A 776-nucleotide genomic window follows, 5' to 3' on the forward strand; every position below is an offset into this window, starting at 1 on the left:
AAGGCCGCGCAACTGGGTTCGCGTCACCTGCTGGCCCAGGGCTATACCGATATCGCCCTGGTGGTGCAGCCGCTGTATGGCGTCAGTTCGCGCCAGGGGCGGCAGGCGGGTTTCCTGCAGGCCATGAGCGAGCGGCCTGATTGCCATGGCGAGACCCTGGAAGTCGACCTGGAACAGCCCGGCCATGTGGCCACGGTGCTGCGCGAATTCTTCCTGCGGCGCGCCGCTGCCGGTAGCCAGGGGCGGCTGGCGCTGCTGGCCGGCAATGGCATGGTGTCGTTGCAGATTGCGCTGGCCTTGCAGAGCATGGGCTTGCGCTTTCCCGAGGATGTCGGGCTGCTGTGCTTCGATGAACTGTCCTGGTCGCCCCTGGTGGGCAGCGGCATCAGCACCATCGAACAACCGACCTATGAAATCGGCTTTATCGCCATCGAGCGCCTGTTGGTGCGCATCCGTGGCGAGCGCTCGGTGCGCATGGAGATCCTGCTGGATCCACGGCTGATCTGTCGTGGCTCCACCGCCAGCGTGGGCAGTCATCCGCAGCGTGCACTCATCGCCGGCATTGGCGACAAACTCCGCAGTAGCAAGTCCGGCCAGTACGCCGTCGTCTGAGGCGCGGGCCTGGAACCGGTCCCATCGGTCAGGGCCAAGAAATACATCAGTGGTAAGACCTTGCAAGAGGGCGGAACAGTAGATCAAGTAGAACCACAGACCTGAGATCGAGAGGGATCAAGCAGGCAGCAACCAGGAGGGCATAAGAATCCGAGCGGCCAAGC

At 63.7% G+C, this 776-nt stretch carries 1 protein-coding gene; it reads left to right on the plus strand.

Going from position 1 to position 776, the window contains the following annotated elements:
* Positions 1 to 612: substrate-binding domain-containing protein (locus I53_RS04275; protein WP_043347040.1), on the plus strand; the 612-nt coding region annotated here is incomplete at its 5' end.
* Between the last annotated feature and the right edge of the window lie 164 nt (positions 613 to 776).

Origin of the sequence: Methylobacterium sp. B1, assembly GCF_000333255.1 — a bacterium.
Lineage (GTDB): Bacteria > Pseudomonadota > Alphaproteobacteria > Rhizobiales > Beijerinckiaceae > Methylobacterium > Methylobacterium fujisawaense.